The organism is Streptomyces sp. NPDC014861 (assembly GCF_043081625.1).
Classification (GTDB): Bacteria; Actinomycetota; Actinomycetes; order Streptomycetales; family Streptomycetaceae; genus Streptomyces.
This window is the reverse complement of the sequence record NZ_JBIBWV010000005.1, coordinates 118,926-136,236: the sequence shown is the minus strand read 5'-3', so window position 1 is coordinate 136,236 and position 17,311 is coordinate 118,926. Positions and strand designations below refer to the sequence as shown.

Below are 17,311 nucleotides of genomic sequence, written 5' to 3'. Positions count from 1 at the left end.
GTCTCCGGTCAGCCGGCGGCCGGTGGGGTCACCGTGAGCCGCGGCGGGGTGTGCAGGTGCTCGCCGACGCGTTTGACGAGCCGTGCCATCTCGTAGGCGATGAGGCCGATGTCGGCGCTGACGGAGCTGAGGACGGCCAGGCAGGAACCGTCGCCCGCGGCGGCGACGAAGAGGAAGCCGTCGTCCATCTCGACCATGGTCTGGCGGACGCCGCCGGTGTGGAACTGGCGTCCGGCGCCCTTGGCGAGGCTGTGGAAGCCGGAGGCGATGGCGGCGAGGTGCTCGGCGTCCTCGCGGCTGAGTCCGCTGGAGGCGCCGACCGGGAGGCCGTCGCCGGAGAGCACCACCGTGTGCCGGACCTCGCGGACCCGGGTCACCAGTTCGTCGAGGAGCCAGTCGAGTTCGCCGGAGCGGTGGTGGGAGATCCTCTCGTGGTCGATCATGCGTCGTCTCCTTCGGTTCGGGGGTCCTGGGGCGGGTTGGCGCGTGCGCCGAAGTAGGGGCCGAGGTCGGTACGCGCGCGTGCGTCGCTCCGCGGGTCGTACGGGGCCTCTGCCGGGGTGCCATGGGCACCGTGGGCGCCGTCGCGAGAGGTGGGTGCGGGACCGGCGTCGACGTACGGACGGGTGGCCCGGCCCGGTGCGGTCCCGCCCGGCGCTGTCCCGCCCGACCCCTGTGCGGTCCCGCCCGGCACCGTCCCGTCGTGCGCCGTCCCGTCGTGCGCCGTCCCGTCGTGCGCCGTCCCCGCCGGCGTCGCGGGCGCCTCGGGAGCGCCGCCGCCGAGCGGGCGTCGGGCGCCCGGGGCGGGGCCGCCGCCTCGTCGCCAGCCGTCGCGGTAGGCGGCCATCCGGTCGCGTACCTCCTCGGGCGTCCGCTCCGGCGCGCCGGGGGCCGCGGGGGCGGGCGCGGGGACCTGCGCGGGCACCTCCCGCAGCTGTGGCACGAGGCTCGCCTGCCGGACGCGGCGGGGCAGGCCGGACTCGCCGTCCGCGTCCCCGGTCTCCCGGTCGCGCCCGTCCGGCGACGGCCGGCCCTGCTGCGGTGGTACGGCCTGGACGCGTGGGCGCAGGGTGGTCACGCCGGCCGGTACGGAGGCGGGTTCGGGGCTCGGGGCGAGCGCCGGGACGGCCGTGGGGCGCGGCCGGGCCGGCGGCCGGTCGGGCTTCGGGGGCGGGGGCGGGAGCGGAGGCGTGGCGGAGGGGCTCGCCGCCCCCGGGGCGCCTGCGAGGGCGCTCGGTGCGCCGGTGAGGGTCTTCGGCGCGCCTCCGGAGGGCGCGGGGGCGCGGGGGGCTGCCGGAGGGGCGGTGAAGCGGCGGGCCTCGGCGCGGTGCGCCTCCGTGCGCTCGCGGGCGGCCCGCTCCTCGCCCGGCCCGGCGGTGACCGGGGTGGCGGCGGTCTCCTCGGCAGCGCGGTCGGTGGTGGCGGGGCCGGACGGGAGGTCGGTCTGGAGGAGGTCGGTGGGCAGCAGGACGACGGCGGTGGTGCCGCCGTACGGGGAGGGCCGCAGGTGCACCTTGATCGCCTGCCGGGAGGAGAGGCGGCTGACGACGAAGAGGCCGAGCCGGTCGCTGTCGAAGAGGTCGAGGGCCTCCGACTGCTCGATGCGGGCGTTGGCCTCGGCGAGGCTGTCCCTGCCCATGCCGAGCCCGCGGTCCTCGATCTCCAGGGCGTAGCCGTTGCCGACGGGTTCGCCGCTGACCCGGACCTTGGTGTGCGGCGGGGAGAACTGGGCCGCGTTCTCGATGAGCTCGGCGAGGAGGTGGGTGAGGTCGGCGACGGCGCCGCCCGCCACGGCCGTCTCGGGGAGCCGGCGTACCTCCACGCGCGCGTAGTCCTCGATCTCGGAGACGGCGGCGCGGACGACGTCGGTGAGGGGGACCGGCATGCGCCAGGCTCGGCCCGGGGCGGCGCCGGAGAGGATGATCAGGCTCTCGGCGTGACGGCGCATCCGGGTGGTGAGGTGGTCCAGGCGGAACAGGTCACCGAGTTCGGCGGGGTCGTCGGCGCGCCGCTCCATGCTGTCCAGGAGGTTGAGCTGGCGGTGGACAAGGACCTGGCTGCGGCGGGCGAGGTTGACGAAGACCCCGGAGATGCCGCCGGCCAGCTCGGCCCGCTCGACGGCCGCGGACAGGGCGGCCCGGTGGACGGTGGTGAGGGCCTCCCCGACCTCTCCGATCTCGTCCTGGGGCGGGGGTCCCGGCGGGGCCTCGGCCCGGACGTCGATCTCCTCCCCGGCGCGCAGCCGGCCCATGGCGGCGGGGAGTTTGCGGCGGGCGATGCCGAGGGCGGTGTTGCGGAGGCTGACGAGTTCGATGACGAGCCCGCGGCCGATCCGTACCGAGATCACGAGAGAGGCCGCGACGGCGGCGAGGCCGAGGACGACGGCGGCTCCGGCGGCGGTGAGGATCCCGCCCGCGAAGGCGCCGGTGTCGTCGGTGGCGGCGGCGCGCGCCTCGCTCTCGACGACGGCCAGCCCGGTGCGTACGGCGGCGAGGGCGGGGTCCCAGTCGGCGGAGGGCGCGGCCTGGGCGGCGGGGCGGCCGTCCGCGGCGTCGGCGACGCGGTCCTCGGCGGCGGTGAGCCGTGCGTGGTCGGGGTCGCCGGTGAGGCGGGTCCAGGCGGCGCGGCCGGCGGGGGGCAGGTCCGCGGTGGCCGCGGAGAGAAGGGTGCGGCGGGTCTCGGCGGCGCCGGTGAAGGCGCGTTGGTGGGCGGCGGTCAGCCGGCCGGTGAGGTGGGCGGAGCCGAGCAGGACGTCCTCTCTGGCGAGCATCTCGTCGGCGCGGGCGAGTTCGAGGAGCACGCGCGCGTGGGAGCCCTGTCCGGTGTCCTGGACGCCGCTGAGCGCTCCGCCGACGGCGAAGCCCGCCGAGACGGCCGTGGTGTACGCGGCGTACACCCGGTCCCAGTCGCCCTCGCCCTCGGCGGCGGCCGCGCGGAACCGGGTCAGGCCCTGGGTCTCTCGGACGAAGGCGCCGACGCGCCCGGAGATGTCCGCGGGCAGGTCGCCGGAGTCGGCGACGGTGTGGCCGTCGCCGAGGCGGAGCCGGGCGACGGCCTCGTCGGTGCGGCGGGTCCGGTCCCTCAGCTCGGCGGCGCGCGCGGCGCCCGGGGCGGCGATCTGCCGCAGGACGGCCCGGCGTTCCTCCTGGAGGGCGGCGACGGCTGCGGAGACCGGCTGCCGGATGTCGGCGTCGACGCGCTGGAGCTGGCGGATCCGCGCCATGTCCTGGGCGGTGGTGACGGTGGCGAAGCCCCAGAGGGCGAGGAGGGAGACGACCGGGACCATGAGAAGCGAGACGATCTTGGCGCGAACGGTGCGGGGCCTCAGCCCTCGTCCCGGGGCTCGCGCGGGAGCGGTCGCCGGACCGCCCACGGCACCGCCCTCCCCGGCCCGGCCGCCGTCGCCCTCGGCCCCGCCGCCGCCCCTGCCGTCCGCCGGGGTGCCCGCGCCGGGTGGCGTGCCCGGTCCGGGGCCGGCGGTACTCGGTCCGGGGTCGGCGGTACTCGGCTCCGGCTCGTCGGCGGGCGGCCCGGCGTGCGCGCGCCGCCCGCGTGCGGTCGCCGGCGGCGCGGGCGCCGCGGCGTCCTGGTTCTTGCGGGGAGTTCGCATGGGCTCCTCGTTCCGGCTGAGGGGGCAGATCGGGGCTGGAAGGGGGGAGAGGGGAGGGACGGGACGGGCGACGAAGGGACGGGGGACGAAAGGACGGGCGACGAAGGGACACGGGACTGAGGGATGGGGGGCGGGAGGACGAGGCAGGGGCGCGGGAGGGCGGGGGACGCGTCGGGGGCGGCCGTCAGGGGGCCGTCGTACGGACGGCGTTCCGGGCGGCGCGGAAGCCGGGCGGGGCCACGTCGACGGCGCGCTCGTCCGGTTCGGTGAGGCTTTCGGCCGACGCGTAGGCGGCGCGTTCCCTGGCCGTCGGGGAGAGGGCCACGAAGGCGGAGGTGATGAAGAGGTAGGAGCCGAGGCCGACGGCGAGCGGGAAGATGAACTGCATGACGGTGGCGCCGGGCAGGTCCGCGGACGAGGGGGCGACGTCCACCCCGACGGCGAGCATGCCCGTGTAGTGCATGCTGCTGACGGCCGCTCCCATGACGAGGGAGGCGAGCGCGACCGCGATCGGCGCGTGGATGTGGAGGGCCGCCCACAGGGCCGCGGTGGCGGCGACCACGGCGATGAGCACCGAGAGGGCGACGAGCAGCGGGTCGAATCGGACGGTGCCGTGGAGGCGGAGGGCGGCCATGCCCATGTAGTGCATGCTCGCCACGCCGACCCCGGTCGTGAGTCCTCCGATCAGAAGTGATCGCATACGGTCACGTCCGTAGCCGACGGCGAAGACGCCGACGCCCACGACGCCCATCGCGATGACGAGGCTGAGGAGGGTGAGCGGCACGTCGTAGTGGATGTCGGTGCCGGTGACGCCGAAGCCGAGCATCGCCACGAAGTGCATGGTCCAGATGCCGGTGCCGATCGCGGAGGCGGCGGTGAGCAGCCAGTTCCGCCGTGAGCGGCCGGTCGCGTCGAGCGCGCGGACGGTGCAGCGCAGCCCGAGGGCAGCGCCTATACAGGCCATCGCGTACGACAGCACAGGTGTCAGCCAGCCGAAGGTGGCGTGGTCCAGGTGTCCCATGACTCGGGGACGGTAGTGCGCACGCAGGGGCGCACCGGGGGCGCATTTCGAAAGCTGTTGGAATATGACGCAGAGAAGTACCGGATCGATCGGACGACGTTCGAACGTGCACCAGAACGTTCACACCCGGGGGTGGGCGATCATGGGCGGATGAGCGATGACCCCACAGACGTCCGAGCGTTCTTCGCCACCCGCGCGGCCGGCTGGGACGGCCGGTTCCCCGACGACGGCCCGGCCTACGCCGCGGCCGTCGCCGAGCTGGGACTCCGCCCCGGCGACGCGGTGCTCGACGCGGGCTGCGGCACGGGCAGGGCCCTGCCCCCGCTGCGTACCGCCGTCGGGCCGTCGGGGACCGTGATCGGCGCCGACCTCACTCCGGAGATGCTCGCGGAGGCGGTACGGGCGGGACGGAGCGGCCCGCCGGTCGGCGGGGCCCTGCTCCTCACCGACGTCGGCAGGCTGCCGCTCCGGGACGGCGGCCTGGACGCGGTCTTCGGCGCCGGTCTCGTCTCCCACCTGGCCGATCCGGTCACCGATCTGCGCGAACTCGCCCGGGTGGTGAGGCCCGGCGGCCGTCTCGCGCTCTTCCACCCGATCGGCCGTGCCGCGCTCGCCGCCCGGCACGGAAGGCGGATCACCCCGGACGACCTGCGCGCCGAGCCCCGGCTGCGCGCCGTCCTCGCCGAGGCAGGCTGGCGGCTCGTGTCGTACGTGGACGAGGACGCCCGCTTCCTCGCGCTGGCCGTACGGGAGGACTGAGGCGGGCGTCCGCCGAGCGCGCGGCGGGAGAGGGCGCCCGCCTCGCGGGACGCGCCGGCCGCCCCGTCGGCGCGTGTTCCCGCCACCTGGCGGGCACGGCACCCAACGCCCCCTTCTGCCACGGCACTTCACTGTCTACCGTGGAAGGGCCGGGCAGCCGTGTCCGGGGAAAGGCGGCCGGTCGTGGCACGGATAGCGGAACGCTTGCGCAAGCTCCTCCCCTCCGCCCGACGCGCTTCCGGGGACGGAGCCGCCCCGCCGGCCCGCGCCGGACGACAGGGCCACAACCTCTTCGAGGCGGCCGCGGTGTACGTCGCCGCCTGTGCCGAGGACGACCAGGACCGCATCGACGAGGCGGCCGGCTGGGTATCCCCCGGCCAGCTCGCCTTCGGCGTCAACGAACTGGCCTGCCGTGCCCTCCTCACCCTCGCCCGGGAGCGGAACCAGAGCCCCGAGACCGTGGCCCGCTCGCTGCTCGGGGTGAAGGACCGCCAGGGCGTTCCCGGGGACGGCTGAGGCACGTCGAAGGACAGCGGAGGCGCGCCGCGGGCCGGCCCGCGCGTCAGAGGGCGGCGTCCGCCCGCGGCTCCCCGTCGCGAGGGCCGGGGCCCGCACCGGGCCGCCCCCGCTCGAAGCCGCCCGCGGGGACGCGTACCGTCGCCACCACGAGCAGCGCGGCCGTGGCCCCCAGCGCCGCCGCCACGAGCAGCACGGCGTTCAGGCCGGACGCGAACGCCTCGCGGACCAGCTCCGTCATGCCCGCGCGGTCACCCTCCGGCAGGCCGGCGACGATCGCCCCGGCCTGTCCGCCGCTCAGCGCGGCGGCCGTCCCGTGCGGGTCCGGGATCCCTCCGTCGGCCGTGAGCACGCGTTCGACCCGCGACTGGAAGATCAGGCCGAACACCGCGATCCCCAGGGCGAAGCCCAGCTGGCGGAAGGTGTTGACCGCGCCGCCCACCATGCCGCCCCGCTCCGGGGGCACCGTCGCCAGGGCCGCCGCCGCGAGACTCGGCGTCACCAGCCCCACCCCGACCCCGGAGACGAGGAGTCCCGCCACGAGACTCGCGCCGGTGGACCCCGCGTCGAGACCGGCCTGCATGCCGGCGCCCAGGGCGATGAGCGCGAGCCCGCCTCCGATGGACACGCGGGGCGGCCAGGGGCCGAAGCGGCCCGCGAGCGCCGACGCGGCGAACGCGGAGGCGCACATCGGCAGGAGGAAGAGGCCCGCCTCGACCGGCTCGTACCCCAGGACGGACTGCATCCAGAGCGACTCGTACAGCAGATGGGCGAAGGCGGCGCCCTGGAGGAGCAGGGCGCCGGTCATGATGCCGGTGAACGAGGGGCTGCGGAACAGCGTCAGGTCGAGAACGGGCTCCTCGTGGCCCCTCTCGACCAGGACGAAGAGGACGAGGGCGACGCCCGCCGCCGCGAACAGACCGAGAGTGGCCGGAGCCGCCCAACCGTCGGAGTGGGCTCGGATCAGTCCGAAGGTGAGGGCGCCGCTCGCCACCGTGAACGTGACCACGCCGAGGACGTCCGCCCGCTGTCCCGCCCGCGGCCGGCCCTTGGCCTCGCCCACGAACCGCCAGGTCGTCACGGCGGCGATCAGGCAGAGCGGAAGGTTGACGAAGAAGATCCACCGCCAGTCCAGGTACTGGGTGAGCAGCCCGCCGACCATCGGCCCGGCGGCCGCCGCGACCGAGTTGGTCGCCCCCCACACGGCGAAGGCGATCCCGCGGTCCCGGCCGGTGTAGTGCGAGCCCAGCAGGGCGATCGTCGTACCGAACATGCCGGCGGCGCCCACGCCCTGCACCGCCCTGGCGCCGATCAGCACCCCCGCGTCCGGGGCGAGACCGCAGACCGCGGACGCCGCGGTGAAGACGGCCAGCCCGGTGAGATACACCCTTCTGCGGCCGATCCGGTCGGCGCGGGACCCGACGGCGAGCAGCAGGGACGCGAGGGCCAGCGCGTAGACGTCGACGACCCACTCGACGTCGGAGAGGTCGGTGCGCAGGTCCGCCGCCATGGCGGGCAGCGCGACGATCACGATCGTGACGTCGAGCAGCAGCATGAAGGTGCCGAGGCAGATCGCCGTCAGAGGCCACCAGCGACGCATCCGAACCCCTCTCGCCCGCCGTGCCGGGGTGACGTCCCCCGGCGCGGCCATGATCCACGCCGGAGGCACGTTCTCCCCCGGCGGCCGCGCGCCACGCCGAGCGCGTGGATCGCAGGGGCGTATGCCTAGGTCCGCCTGGACGAGCAGCGGTGGCGGGCCCGATGACCCGCTCATAGCTTCGCCGTATGACGAAACGGCAGATCGCCTACCTGGCATGCACCGTGACCCTGGTGGTCTCGGGCATGGGAGCCGCCGCCCCGGCGGCCGACCATCGCACGGTGCACCGGGTCGAGCCCGGCGAATCGATCCAGAAAGCGGTGGACGCCGCGAAGCCCGGGGACACGGTCGTGCTCTCCCCCGGCACCTACCGCGAGAGCGTCCGCATCACCACCTCGAACCTGACCCTGCGCGGCTCGAACGTCCTCCCCACCGTCCTCATGCCCAACAAGGCCGCCGCCGACGAGACCTGCGCCGGAGCCGGCCACGGCATCTGCGTGACCGGGACCGCCGACCGTCCCGTGGAGGGCGTCACCGTGCGCTCCCTCCAGCTCCGCGGCTTCGCCAGGAACGGCCTGTGGGCGTCGCGGACCGACCGGCTGAGGATCCAGCGCGTCACCGCCGAGGAGAACGGCAACTGGGGCATCGCCCTGGAGCGCTCCGTACGCAGCGTCCTCAAGCACAACGTCGCCCGGGACAACGCCGACGCCGGACTGTTCGTCTCCAACACCACCGACACCGAGTCGGGGGCCGTCGACGCCGAGGGGACGGTCATCAGCCACAACCTCGTGTCCGGGAACCGCATCGGCCTCACCGTGCGGCGCCTGCGCAACCTGACCGTCGAGCGCAACGAGGCGACCGGGAACTGCGCCGCCGTGTTCGTGGTGGGCGACGAGTCCACCCCGCGCGCCGGGGCGATGACCCTGCGCCGGAACCACGTCCACGCCAACAACAAGCTCTGCCCGAAGACGCCCCGCCTGCCCTTCCTCCAGGGCTCGGGCATCGTCCTCACCGGCGCGGAGGAGACGCTGGTCGCGGAGAACAGGATCGTGGACAACGTCGGCGCCTCCCCGCTGTCGGGCGGCATCGTGCTCTTCAAGAGCTTCGTGGGCGCCCTCAACGAGCGCAACGAGATCCGCGACAACGTCGTCCTCCGCAACGGCTCGGCCGACCTCGCCAATCGGGACACCGGGCAGGGCAACACGTTCCGCGGCAACACCTGCGAGGTCTCGGAGCCCGCCGGCATGTGCTGACGGCCCCGCCCCGGCGCGTCCCTCCCCACCGTGCCCCTCCCCCAACCTTCAGCCTCACCCCTCCCCCCCTCGCGCCTCACTGACGAGAAGGTGACAGATGACGACTGTCGATCCGGTTCCCCCCACCGTCGATCCCGCCCCTCCGCCGCCCATGCGGCTGCGGGAGCTCGTGTTCGGGGCGGCCTGTGCCGCCGCCGTCCGCGCCGCCGTCCGCCTCGGCGTGGCGGACGCCCTGGGCGATACGCCCACGACCGTGGAGGACCTGGCCGCCGCGGCCCGCACCGAGCCGCGGACGCTGCGCCGGCTGCTGCGCGCGCTGTCCTGCCAGGGCGTCTTCACGGAGAACCCCGACGGCACGTTCTCCCACACGGAGATGTCCCGGCTGCTGCGCGAGGACGACCCGCACAGCCTGCGCTACATCGCCCTGTGGTGCACGGAGCCGTGGACCTGGAACGTGTGGCCGAAGCTCGACGAGGCGGTGCGCTCCGGCCGTGACGTCTTCGAGGACGTGTACGAGGAGCAGTTCTTCACCTACCTCAACGAGCAGGCGCCGGAGTCGGCGTACGTGTTCAACCGCGCCATGACCACGTCGAGCCGGCAGTCCGCCCAGGACGTCGCCGACCTCCTCGACCTGGCCGGCGCCACCTCCGTCGCGGACATCGGGGGCGGCCAGGGGCACGTCCTGGCGAGCCTCCTGGAGCGTCACCCCGCCCTGGAGGGCACGCTCCTCGACCTGCCCGGGGTGGTGGAGAACGCCGATCCGCGCCTGCGGGACGGCGGCGCGCTCGCCTCCCGGGTCCGTGTCGTCGCGGGCGACTGCCGCGAGGACATCCCGGTCCGGGCCGACGTGTACGTCATCAAGAACATCCTGGAGTGGGACGACGACAGCACCCGCAGGACGCTCGCCAACGTCCGCGCCGCGGCGCGTCCCGGGGCCCGGGTCGTCGTGATCGAGAACCTCGTGGACGACACGCCGTCGATGAAGTTCACGACGGCGATGGACCTCCTGCTGCTCCTCAACGTCGGCGGCGCCAAGCACACCCGGCAGAGCATGGTCGACCGGCTGACGGACGCCGGCCTCGTCATCGGCGAGATCCGCCCCGTCAACGCGTACCTCCACGCCTTCGAGTGCACCGTCCCCGTCTGACCGGACGGACCGCGGAGACCCGAGGCCGCCCGCCCCGCATCGTGCGGGGCGGGCGGCCTCGGGTCTCTCCCGTCGTGGGGCGCCTCGGAGGTCAGGACCTCCCGTCGCGCTCCCAGCGGTAGAAGCACTGCGCCATGGCGTCCTTCGGGCTCCGCCACGTCTCCGGGTCGTACGCGCTGACGTAGGCCGACAGCTTCTCGCTGGCGTCCCGGAACTCCGGGTGGCCGGTCAGTCGCGCGATGGCGGGCCCGGGGTCCTTCTCCGACTCGATGAGGTGCAGGTACACGTCGCCGAACTGGAACAGGCGGCGGCGGGTGACGCCGACCAGGTGCGGGAGCTCACCGCGGTCGGAGGCGGCGAACACGTCGGCGATGGCGGGAGCGGAGTCCGGGGCCATGCGGGCGACGATCAGGGCGTGGTGCATCGAGCGTCCTTCCTGGAGGTGCGGGGTGCGGGGGCGGAGCGCGGAGCGCTCGGGCCCGGTCCGGTCAGCCGGGCAGGACCGGGGCGCTCCGGCGGTCACGGGCGACCTGCTCGATGCGGTCCCGGATGAGGGCCATCTGGGTGCGGGAGTTGCGGTTGATGTTGTCGGTCATCCAGGCGTCGTCGACCGGGGCGTCGGGCTTCATGGCGAAGTCCTGCACCCACCGCATCCGCACGCCGGCCGGGGTGTCCTCGTACTCCCACCGGATGTTCATGTGGTCGAACGGGCCGGTCTCGACGCGGTGGGCGCGGACGGTCCGTCCGGCGCGGTCCACGGTGCGCTCCGACACCCAGCTCCAGACCTTCCCGTTCTCGTCCGGGTGCATGGTCAGGCGGAAGGTGGTGGAGTCGCCCTCGCGCGAGAGCACCTCCAGGGAGGCGTACTCGCTGAAGAGGGTGGGCCAGTTCTCGATGTCGTTGGTGATGTCCCAGACGAGGTCGAGCGGCGCTTCGATGGTGATGCTGTTGTCGGTGCGGCCGGACACGTCAGGCCCCCTTCTGGAGCGAGCCGTTGACCAGGTCGAGGAAGTCGGCCGGCGACTTGCTGCGCTCGGCGTCGGTGGGCAGGGCCACGCCGTACCGGTTCTCCAGCTCGCCGACGATGCCCAGCAGGCCGAGCGAGTCGACACCGAGGGTGCTGAAGGGCGCGTCCGGGGCCTTCTCCAGGTCCCGGGGGTCGACGGTGACCCCGGCCGCCTGCTTCATCAGCGCGGCGAGTTCGTCGAAGGTCAGTGCCGTGGTGATCATCTGTGCTCTCCTTCCCGCCCGGTCCTACCGGGCGGAGTCGTCGCCGCGGCGCACGACCAGCGCCGCGTTGGATCCCATGAGTCCCCGGCTGAGGACCAGGGCCGTGCGCAGCTCGGCGGGGCGAGCGCGGGACATCACCAGATCGAGGTCGTGGCAGATGTCGAACACGTAGGGGGTGGGGGGGACCACGCCGTGCTCCATCGCGAGCACCGCCGCGGCGGTGTCCAGGACGGGGGCCCCGCAGTAGGCGCGGCCGATGCCGGTCTTGGGCGCCGTGACGGGCACCCGGGCGGCGTGCGCCCCGAGGGCGTCGGCGATCGCCAGCGCCTCGGCGCGGTCCGCCTCGGGCACGCCCATGGCGTCGGCGAACACGACGTCGATCTCCTCGGGGGCGCACCCCGCCTCGTCCAGGGCGACGCGGATGGCGCGGGCGAGTCCCTCCCGGGACTCCCGCCACCGCGACGCGCCGGTGAACGTGGCGCCGTGGCCGGCCACGAAGGCGCGGACGGCCGCTCCCCGGTCGCGGGCGCGCGTCTCGTCCTCCACGACGAGCATCGCGCCGCCCTCGGCGGGGACGAAGCCGCAGGCCGCCTCGGTGAAGGGGCGGTAGGCGCGGTCGGGTTCCCCGACGGTGCTGAGCTCCGGGTATCCGAGCTGGCACACCACCGAGTACGGGGCGAGGGGGGCCTCCGCCGCGCCGACGAGCACCGCGCCGGTCCCGCGCCGGACGGCGCGGGCGGCATGGGCGATGCCGTCCAGGCCGCCCGCCTCGTCGCTCGCGACCACTCCGCACGGCCCCTTGAAGCCGCTGCGGATGGAGATCTGGCCGGTGCTCGCGGCGTAGAACCAGGCGATGGACTGGTAGGGGCCGACGAACTTGGATCCCTGGCCCCACAGCTTCTGGAGCTCGCGCTGGCCGAACTCGCCGCCTCCGGAGCCGGCCGCCGTGACGACGCCGATGGAGAACGGGTCCTCCGGGGCGTCGCGGGGGATGCCGGCGTCGTCGAGGGCGAGCTGGGCGGCGGCCATCGCGTAGTGGCTGAACCGGTCGGTCTGGACGAGGAAGCGCTCCTCGATCAGGTCGGACGCCTCGAAGCCGCGCACCTCGCCCGCGACCTTGAGCGGCAGGTCCTCGCACCCCTCCCGCGTGACGCGGTCCAGGACGCCGAGCCCTTCCCGTACGGACTTCCAGTACTCGTCGACGCACAGTCCGTCGGGGGCGATCACCCCTATGCCGGTGACTGCCACCCGCGCTGGTCGCTCGGTGCTCATCGTGTCCTCCCGGCCGGCCCCGTGAGGAGGACCGCGGACTGGAAGCCGCCGAATCCGCTGCCCACGGAGAGCACGTTCCTGAGCTTCCGGGAGCGGGCGGTGCGCGGTACGTAGTCCAGGTCGCACTCGGGGTCGGGGGTCTCGTAGTTCGCCGTCGGGGGCACCACCTGGTGCTTGAGCGCCAGGACGCAGGCCGCCACCTCGATGGCGCCGATCGCACCCAGCGAGTGCCCCACCATGGATTTGATGGAGCTCATGGGCGTGTCGTAGGCGTGCGCGCCCAGCGACCGCTTGACCGCCGCGGTCTCGTGCCGGTCGTTCTGCCGGGTGCCGGATCCGTGCGCGTTGACGTAGTCGACGAGGACGGGGTCGATCCGGGCCTGGTCGAGCGTGGAGTCGATCGCCCGGGACATCTCCACGCCCTCACCGGTGAGACCGGTCATGTGGTAGGCGTTGCCGAAGGTGGCGTAGCCGCCGATCTCGCAGTAGACGTGCGCGCCCCGGGCCCGGGCGTGCTCGTACTCCTCCAGGACGAGGACGGCCGCGCCCTCGCCCATGACGAAGCCCTTGCGGTTGTTGTCGAAGGGCCTGGAGGCGTGCTCCGGGTCGTCGTTGTCGGGCGACGTGGCCTTGATGGCGTCGAAGCAGGCCATGGTGATCGGGGAGATCGGCGAGTCCGACGCGCCGGCGATGCAGACGTCCGCCCGGCCCTCCTGGATGGTGTGGAAGGCGTAGCCGACGGCGTCGAGGCCGGAGGTGCAGCCGGTGGAGACCGTCTGCACCGGGCCGCGGGCGCCGAACCGCTCGGCCACGAGGGAGGCGAGCGTGCTCGGGGAGAACGCCAGGTGCAGCTTGGGGTCGGCGGCCCGGTGGTCCACGTCCCACCGCTGCCCGCCCCCGCTGACCCGGACGTAGTCGTGTTCGAGCCGGGTGGTGCCGCCGACGGCGCTGCCGAGGGAGACGGCGACGCGCCAGGGGTCCTCCGTGGCGGTGTCGAGTCCGGAGTCCTGGACGGCCTCGTCGGCGGCGACGGCGGCGAACTGGATGTACCGGTCGGCGTGGCGGCTCAGCTCCGGGCCCAGCCCGTGGGCCTCGGGGTCGAAGTCGCACTCGGCGGCGATGCGGGAGCGCAGCCCGGCGGGATCGAAGAGGGTGATGCCCCTCGTCGCGGTGCGGCCGGCGGTGAGGAGGTCCCAGAAGGCCTTCGCCCCGGTCCCGCCCGGAGCGACCACACCGATACCGGTGACGGCCACGCGCCGGGTCACTCGATGGCCCCGCTTCGCTCGGCCGTCCGCCCGGGGTCGTGGACGATCAGGTGGGGTCCGACCGGGGCCGGCGCGCCGTCCTCGGTGACCTCGGTGTCCACGTGGCCGAGGCTCGGCCGGGGCGCGAGCGGGCCCAGGTGGAAGACCATCCGGGCCTCCTGGGTGCCCACGTTGCGGAAGCGGTGCCGCACGTCGATCGGGATGAGGAGACCCTGCTCCGGCCGGAGCTCGTGGGTCTCGCCGTCCAGGTCCACCTCCAGCGATCCGGAGACCACGTACACGAACTCCTCGGAGTACGGGTGGTAGTGCTCGCCGATGCGCTCGCCCGGCTGCACGATGGCCAGGCCCATGAAGCCGCTGGTCGACCCGACCGTGGCCGGCGTGAGCATGGCCCGCAGGTCGCCTCCCCGCCTGCGGTTGGGTTCGGTCTCGCTCAGGTTCACGATGCGCGGATGCTGCTTGAGCATGGTTGATACCTCCAGGTGTGGCTGTGCCGTGCGAGGGAGCGGCCGACGGCCGTGGCGGGAGCCGCGACCGTCCGTCAGGGGGTCGCCGTGCGGTCGGTGACCGGCAGCATGTCGATGTGCGAAAGGAGGCGGTTGACGTTGCGCTCCGTGTCCAGGGAGCCCTCGACGCCGATCGCGGGGCCGTCGAGCAGGCGCTCCAGTTCGGTGGCCTTCCCGGCGCCCTTGAGGCCGAGGGAGGCGAGGGCGTCGAGGTCGGGCTCGCCGACGACGTCGATCAGGCGCACCACGATGTCGTCGCGCTGGAAGACCGTGCTGCCGTACACGGGGTTGCCGGGGTCCCCGGCCGCGTCCCTGTCCTGGTGTGCGAGCAGCCGGGCCAGGTCCGTGCCGCGGCCTTCCTTGGCCGGGTAGTACAGCGCGTGCCGCCGCAGCCCGGCCGGGGCCGGCCGGTCCGCCACCACGTGCTGGACGGCCGGGAGGGCGGCCCGGGTGAAGAAGACACGTGCGGAGTCCGGGTCGGTCAGGTCCCGGTCCTGCTCCAGGTACGGGTTGATGGCCTCCTCGACCGCCCGCACCTCGGGCTGGCGGGCGACGTGCCGCAGCGCCGCGAGCAGGTCGCCCTCGACCTCCACGGCCCGCACGACGCGGTTGCCGTGCATGAAGAGCGAGGTGCGGCGGAGCCGGGTGTTCTCGTCGACCTGCGCCGAGGGCGACTGGTACCCGGAGAGGATCTCGGCGACCTTCGACTCCGACCCCGGCTTGACGGTGAAGGTCAGGGCGTGGCGGGCGACTCCGTCGCCGACGCGCGCCTCCACCTGGGTGTGCGCGGGCACGACCGGCTGCGGCTGCTCGGGGTTCGTCTCGCGCAGGACGCTGTAGCGCATCGACCGGGTGTCCCGGACACAGCTGTGCATGGGCTTGACGGTCTCGACGTGCTCCTCGCTGTTCACCCACGCGAGGAAGGGCGGCGCGCTCTCCCACTCGCTGGTGATGAGCCACTGCGAGGGGTTCTCGATGGACTGGCACAGCTGGTCGCTGATGTGGCCGGGTACGGAGGCGACCTGCCGGCGCATGAGTTCGTACGCGTCGAGGAACTGCTGCTGCGCTCCCTCGTACAGGTCGAGCAGGAGGATCACCCGCAGCCTGGAGCCGTCGAACACCGACTGTGAGATGCGTCCCGAGGGGGCCATCCGGCACACCTCTTTCTCTTCAGTGGGAGGGGGGTGGGAACGATCCGCGTGTCCGACACGCCGTGACCGTCACGTGTCGATGGTTGACAGGAGCGCCGAGAGCGCGCGAGTCCCGTGGAGCAGGCGGGTGAACCGCGTGCCATCCGGGTGCCCCGGCACGCGGACGCGCCTCCGAAGGACTTGAATCTGGATTCCATCCCGGACTCTCGTCGCGGGCGACGCAGGAGGCGCACCATGAACCCACTCGAAGCGGCCGGTGAGGCGATCGGTCACCGGACACCCGTACTCATCGTCGGCGGCTCGCTCGTGGGCCTCTCCACCTCGCTGTTCCTGGGCCGTCTCGGGGTGCCGCACACGCTGGTGGAGCGGCACGCGGGGACGTCGATCCACCCGCGCGGCCGGGGCAACAATGTCCGCACCATGGAGGTCTTCCGGGGTGCCGGGGTCGCGGAGCCCATCCAGCGGGCCGCTTCGGTCCTCTCGCACAACAACGGCATCCTGCAGACGCCGAGCCTGGTGGGAGAGGAGGGCGAGTGGCTGTTCAAGGAGATCGACCCCGGCGGCGGACTGGCCCGCTTCAGCCCCACCGGATGGTGCCTGTGCAGCCAGAACGACCTCGAACCGGTGCTGCTCGCACGCGCCGCGGAGCTCGGCGGCGACCTGCGGTACTCGACGGAGCTGATGTCCTTCGAGCAGGACGCCGACGGGGTGACCGCCCGGGTCAAGAGCCGTGAGACCGGCGAGCACACCACGATCCGCGCGGACTACCTCGTCGCGGCGGACGGTCCGCGCAGCCCGGTCCGCGAGCTGCTCGGCATCGGCCAGACCGGTCAGGGCGACCTGTTCCACAACGTGAGCGTCACCTTCACCTCGCGCGCCCTCGCGGGCGTCGTCGGCGACCGGCGCTTCATCGTCGGCTACCTCACGAACCCGGACGCCGAGGGCGCCCTCCTGCCGATCGACAACCGGGAGCGCTGGGTCTTCCACGCCCCGTGGCACCCCGAACAGGGCGAGACGCTGGAGGAGTTCACGGACGAGCGGTGCAAGGACCACATCCGGCGGGCCGTCGGCGTCCCGGACCTCGACGTGGAGATCACCGGCCGGGCACCGTGGCACGCGGCCGAGCGGATCGCCGAACGGTACGCGGACGGCCGGGTGTTCCTCGCCGGTGACTCCGCCCACGAGATGCCGCCCACCGGGGCGTTCGGCTCCAACACCGGGATCCAGGACGCGCACAACCTCGCCTGGAAGCTCGCCGCCGTCCTGAACGGCTGGGCGGGACCGGGGCTGCTCGCCTCCTACGACGCGGAGCGACGTCCGGTGGCCGTGGTGACGAGCGCCCGGGCAGCGGCGCGGTCGGTGGAGCACAGCCACCCCGGCTACGCCCCCGCGACCGGATTCGGCGGCCCCCGGGGCGGCAAGGGCGGCATCCTCAACGAGGTCCTCGGCTACCGCTATCCGCGGGGCGCCGTCCTCGGGGCCGACCCCGCGGAGCCGGTGGTGTCCGACGGTCTGCGCCTGACCGGCGAGCCCGGCAGCCGGGCCCCCCACCTGTGGCTGGACCGTGCCGGTGACCGGCTCTCCACCCTCGACCTGTACGAGCGGTCGATGGTCCTCCTGAGCTCCGAGGACGGCGCCGGCGGCTGGCACGCGGCGGCGGCGCGCGTCGCCGGGGAGCTCTCGGTGCCGCTCGACGCGTACCGGATCGGCGGCGGGCCCGACGCCGAGCTCGCACCGGCGGGCGACACGGACTGGGCGGAGGCCCACGGCGTCACCGCGGACGGCGCGGTGCTGATCCGGCCGGACGGTTTCGTCGCCTGGCGGTCCGCGGGTGCCTCGGCGGATCCCGAGGCCGCCCTCCGGGAGGCCGTCGCGGCGGTCCTGGGCCTGGACTGACCCCGTCCGCCGCGAAGCGCACCCCCGCGAGGGGCGGGAACCGTGCCGGTTCCCGCCCCTCGCCCGTTCGCGCGCAGCCCACCCCGCG

At 74.2% G+C, this 17,311-nt stretch carries 16 protein-coding genes; 5 read left to right on the top strand and 11 right to left on the bottom strand.

The features are described 5' to 3' along the window. Nucleotides 1-8 precede the first annotated feature (8 nt). From ACF1BN_RS12605 to ACF1BN_RS12595, 3 genes are all read right to left on the bottom strand, one after another. Nucleotides 9-443, bottom strand: coding sequence for a roadblock/LC7 domain-containing protein (locus ACF1BN_RS12605; protein ID WP_360317592.1), 435 nt, complete (start codon nucleotides 441-443; stop codon nucleotides 9-11). After that, the gene (locus ACF1BN_RS12600) at nucleotides 440-3,610 is read right to left on the bottom strand and encodes a nitrate- and nitrite sensing domain-containing protein (protein WP_392331578.1); all 3,171 of its coding nucleotides are present in this window, start codon (nucleotides 3,608-3,610) and stop codon (nucleotides 440-442) included. Before ACF1BN_RS12600 ends, ACF1BN_RS12605 begins: the two co-directional genes overlap by 4 nt. A 184-nt stretch (nucleotides 3,611-3,794) precedes the next feature. Next, complete coding sequence (locus ACF1BN_RS12595) at nucleotides 3,795-4,631, bottom strand: MHYT domain-containing protein (protein WP_392331577.1); 837 nt, start codon at nucleotides 4,629-4,631, stop codon at nucleotides 3,795-3,797. 150 nt (nucleotides 4,632-4,781) lie between these two features. Between ACF1BN_RS12595 and ACF1BN_RS12590 the strand changes: the two genes are divergently transcribed. Then, nucleotides 4,782-5,390: a class I SAM-dependent methyltransferase gene (locus ACF1BN_RS12590; RefSeq protein WP_392331576.1), complete on the top strand. Its 609-nt coding sequence runs from the start codon at nucleotides 4,782-4,784 to the stop codon at nucleotides 5,388-5,390. Nucleotides 5,391-5,582: 192 nt separating this feature from the next. Beyond that, a complete protein-coding gene (locus tag ACF1BN_RS12585) occupies nucleotides 5,583-5,906 on the top strand; it encodes a hypothetical protein (protein WP_392331907.1) in 324 nt (107 codons plus the stop codon). Between the two features lie 46 nt (nucleotides 5,907-5,952). On the opposite strand, the gene ACF1BN_RS12580 is transcribed toward ACF1BN_RS12585, so the two are convergent. Then, nucleotides 5,953-7,506 carry an MFS transporter gene (locus ACF1BN_RS12580; protein ID WP_392331575.1) on the bottom strand — a complete coding sequence of 518 codons (1,554 nt, stop codon included), beginning with the start codon at nucleotides 7,504-7,506 and terminating at the stop codon, nucleotides 5,953-5,955. Between the two features lie 185 nt (nucleotides 7,507-7,691). Here ACF1BN_RS12580 and ACF1BN_RS12575 point away from each other — a divergent pair, with 185 nt between their 5' ends. Beyond that, a complete protein-coding gene (locus ACF1BN_RS12575) occupies nucleotides 7,692-8,756 on the top strand; it encodes a nitrous oxide reductase family maturation protein NosD (RefSeq protein ID WP_392331574.1) in 1,065 nt (354 codons plus the stop codon). 97 nt (nucleotides 8,757-8,853) lie between these two features. After that, entirely contained in the window at nucleotides 8,854-9,903 is a 1,050-nt protein-coding gene (locus tag ACF1BN_RS12570) for a methyltransferase (RefSeq protein ID WP_392331573.1), read from the top strand. A 91-nt stretch (nucleotides 9,904-9,994) separates the two neighbouring features. On the opposite strand, the gene ACF1BN_RS12565 is transcribed toward ACF1BN_RS12570, so the two are convergent. The 7 genes from ACF1BN_RS12565 to ACF1BN_RS12535 form a co-directional block, all read right to left on the bottom strand. Continuing rightward, complete coding sequence (locus tag ACF1BN_RS12565) at nucleotides 9,995-10,327, bottom strand: TcmI family type II polyketide cyclase (RefSeq protein ID WP_392331572.1); 333 nt, start codon at nucleotides 10,325-10,327, stop codon at nucleotides 9,995-9,997. Between the two features lie 64 nt (nucleotides 10,328-10,391). Beyond that, nucleotides 10,392-10,871, bottom strand: a complete 480-nt coding sequence (locus ACF1BN_RS12560) for an SRPBCC family protein (RefSeq protein WP_392331571.1) — start codon at nucleotides 10,869-10,871, stop codon at nucleotides 10,392-10,394. Nucleotide 10,872: 1 nt separating this feature from the next. After that, nucleotides 10,873-11,133, bottom strand: a complete 261-nt coding sequence (locus tag ACF1BN_RS12555; protein ID WP_376602841.1) for an acyl carrier protein — start codon at nucleotides 11,131-11,133, stop codon at nucleotides 10,873-10,875. 24 nt (nucleotides 11,134-11,157) lie between these two features. Beyond that, complete coding sequence (locus tag ACF1BN_RS12550) at nucleotides 11,158-12,405, bottom strand: ketosynthase chain-length factor (protein ID WP_392331570.1); 1,248 nt, start codon at nucleotides 12,403-12,405, stop codon at nucleotides 11,158-11,160. After that, on the bottom strand, nucleotides 12,402-13,670 hold the full coding sequence (locus ACF1BN_RS12545) for a beta-ketoacyl-[acyl-carrier-protein] synthase family protein (RefSeq protein ID WP_392331569.1): 1,269 nt from the start codon (nucleotides 13,668-13,670) through the stop codon (nucleotides 12,402-12,404). The genes ACF1BN_RS12550 and ACF1BN_RS12545 overlap by 4 nt, the downstream gene beginning before the upstream one ends. Then, nucleotides 13,667-14,137, bottom strand: a complete 471-nt coding sequence (locus tag ACF1BN_RS12540) for a cupin domain-containing protein (protein ID WP_392331568.1) — start codon at nucleotides 14,135-14,137, stop codon at nucleotides 13,667-13,669. Before ACF1BN_RS12540 ends, ACF1BN_RS12545 begins: the two co-directional genes overlap by 4 nt. A gap of 74 nt (nucleotides 14,138-14,211) precedes the next feature. Further along, nucleotides 14,212-15,327 carry a SchA/CurD-like domain-containing protein gene (locus ACF1BN_RS12535; RefSeq protein ID WP_392331567.1) on the bottom strand — a complete coding sequence of 372 codons (1,116 nt, stop codon included), beginning with the start codon at nucleotides 15,325-15,327 and terminating at the stop codon, nucleotides 14,212-14,214. A gap of 234 nt (nucleotides 15,328-15,561) precedes the next feature. On the opposite strand from ACF1BN_RS12535, the gene ACF1BN_RS12530 reads away from it, so the two are divergent. Beyond that, complete coding sequence (locus ACF1BN_RS12530; RefSeq protein WP_392331566.1) at nucleotides 15,562-17,223, top strand: FAD-dependent oxidoreductase; 1,662 nt, start codon at nucleotides 15,562-15,564, stop codon at nucleotides 17,221-17,223. Nucleotides 17,224-17,311: the final 88 nt, after the last annotated feature.